Source organism: Devosia rhizoryzae, from assembly GCF_016698665.1.
Classification (GTDB): domain Bacteria; phylum Pseudomonadota; class Alphaproteobacteria; order Rhizobiales; family Devosiaceae; genus Devosia; species Devosia rhizoryzae.
The window spans coordinates 3,522,501-3,524,878 of the sequence record NZ_CP068046.1; the positions used below are offsets into that span (position 1 = coordinate 3,522,501).

Below are 2,378 nucleotides of genomic sequence, written 5' to 3' on the forward strand. Positions count from 1 at the left end.
GCCCAAACGCTCGCCCTGGCCGCAGGCCGAAACCCGATCCCCTACGCAGTTCTCCGCAGAAATGAGACCCCCGCGTCATGTGGCTTCTCGCTAGGGCAGGGAGGGTGAAACCTGGCAGTCCTGGCTCGCCCTGCGCAAGATCTCGATCGCGGCATGCAGAACCCCGGACGCTGTCCGGTTCAGCGCCTTGCCGTCGGCACCGATCCTGCTGTGCACCGCGTTCCAGCACGCCGTTCTCCCCCCTGAAACCTCATCCCAGGCATGCCTCCTTCACTGGCGGCCGCGGCAACCTGGCTTGCCTCGTCCTGCGCCAAAACACACATGCCGGCCGTGCCCTGTGTTAAGATCGCAGTCGTGACCCAATCCGCCCCCATTCCCCACCCCGAGCTCGAAGCCGACTGCACCCGCTGCTTTGGCCTCTGCTGCATCGCCCTCAGCTTCGCCCGCCCAGACGGCTTCGGCCATGACAAGCCCGCAGGCCTCCCCTGCCACTTCCTTGCCGGCGACTACAGCTGCTCCATCCACCCCCGCCGCGAAGACCTCGGCTATGAAGGCTGCATCGACTTTACTTGTCTTGGCGCCGGACAACGCGCGTCACAACAGTTCGCAGCAAGCAAATGGAGGGGTGACTCCGCTATAGCCCGGCAACTGTTCGCAAGGTTTGCCCAACTGATGAAGATGCAGGAAATCAGAAGAGCACTGGTGGAGGTAGAGGAAATGAATGTGGGGGAGGAGCAGGAGGCGGAGCGGGTGATGCTGCTCGAAATGCTTGCGCAACTCGCAGATGGGGAAGGGAATGGCTGGGATGACGTTAACGCTGATGATGTCCTTGCTAATGCGCAAACATGGCTCCGCGCTATCATCGCGCGCGCAAAACGATGAGGATGACCTAGAGGAAGCCTTACCAGGCAGTCGGTTCCCCAGCGTGTCGGGCTAATCGTAGACTCGTCGCCGTCGGCTCAATCAGTGGTCCTAACAGGTCAGATTGCCAACTTCCGGCTAGCTGCCAATTTGAGCTCTTGGAGGCTCAGCGTTCCACACCTTTCCAGATCAGTCCAGCTTGGTGGCCCTTCTGGAAAATGTTGTCGCGATGCCATTCAAGATACTCAGCCTTCGGCCAAACTTGACTGTTAGCGAATCGAACCTGCCGCCCATGCCCAAAAAGTTCCTTCGCGTGAGGAGAAGCTCTTTCGGAAAGCAGTATCTTTCCAGCATTCGTCAGAGACACTATGCCGTTATCCCAGTGCCAGTTCGCGATGCTACACATCGGTAGCGTGTTTTGCAGGATATCAGGCCCGAAGTATCTGAGCGCAATGACGTGGCCAGTTTGCGTTTCGCAGAATCGGCCGTTGAGGGTGGTATAGAGCTTTTCCGTCAACACACATGCTGGACCATAGAGCGTCAGCAATTCATCGCGAATTAGCTTCTGACTCACCTTAGTTTTTCGGGTTGTCCATCTCGGCAGCGGGGAAAGGATTTCACATGGCGTCAAGCTCTCTTCGAAACCCATGACTTGAGACACCCCACCGCGCTCAAGCAAACGTTCCATCTCATATGGACTGATAGGTCGGAGGGTTCTTGAGTAGACATGAAATGGCGTGTCGTTCGTGGACTGCGTGCCAAAAAGCTCGCGAAGAGGAATGGGCAATCCGAAGGCAGTGACTTTGCCGAGCGCTATCCAGAGCCATTTCGAGTTGGCGTAATCATACTCGACACCCAGAATGCGTGCTGTGCCGTAGTACCCGTCGTCTTTCTCATCTCGTGGTCGACAGAGCACAACCGTGCGTCCAATGAGTCTTATGGCGCGGTAGTAGTTCAAGCCATGAGCCCTCAGAGCCGTACCATCTTCGGTGAGCTGCTGCGATCGAACGTTTAAGGCATAGGCCATTCAGGACCATTACGTATTTGAACGTAGTCACTGTTTGAGCCAAGTACGGCAGCGGAATGGTGCCACCTCCGAAAAAGATAGGAAATCCGAAAGGGTCAGGAACCGCAGGGCACTCAGCCGAGTTATCCACACGCCGAAACTCCGCTCACGAAGAAAATGTCATCTTTCTTTCATGAGGGTGTTGACGGGAAAAAGGACCTCCCATATAACCCCGCTTGTCGACGACGCGAGACGCCCTGGCGCTTCCCACTGATCGGCAAATCTGAAAAGGCAGAGTGGCTGCCGGGCAACCGGAAGCAGACTACTGTTCTCTCCAGAAACATCGAGAGCCTCGCTCTCACCGACGCTTCAGTCCTTGCGGACGTTGGGTCAGCTCTTTGACATAGTGAAGAATTGAAGAAAGAGAGACGTGGCCGGCGAGGTTCTTGCGGTCTTTGTCTGGGGAAACCTGGGTAGAGACGTTAAGACTTTTCGATGGGTGCACGTTTCT

General features: G+C 56.6%; 2 protein-coding genes. One reads left to right on the forward strand and one right to left on the reverse strand.

Going from position 1 to position 2,378, the window contains the following annotated elements:
- Positions 1-354 precede the first annotated feature (354 nt).
- Complete coding sequence (locus tag JI748_RS17325) at positions 355-882, forward strand: hypothetical protein (RefSeq protein ID WP_201633602.1); 528 nt, start codon at positions 355-357, stop codon at positions 880-882.
- Positions 883-1,027: 145 nt separating this feature from the next.
- On the opposite strand, the gene JI748_RS17330 is transcribed toward JI748_RS17325, so the two are convergent.
- A complete protein-coding gene (locus JI748_RS17330; protein ID WP_201633605.1) occupies positions 1,028-1,819 on the reverse strand; it encodes a hypothetical protein in 792 nt (263 codons plus the stop codon).
- Positions 1,820-2,378: the final 559 nt, after the last annotated feature.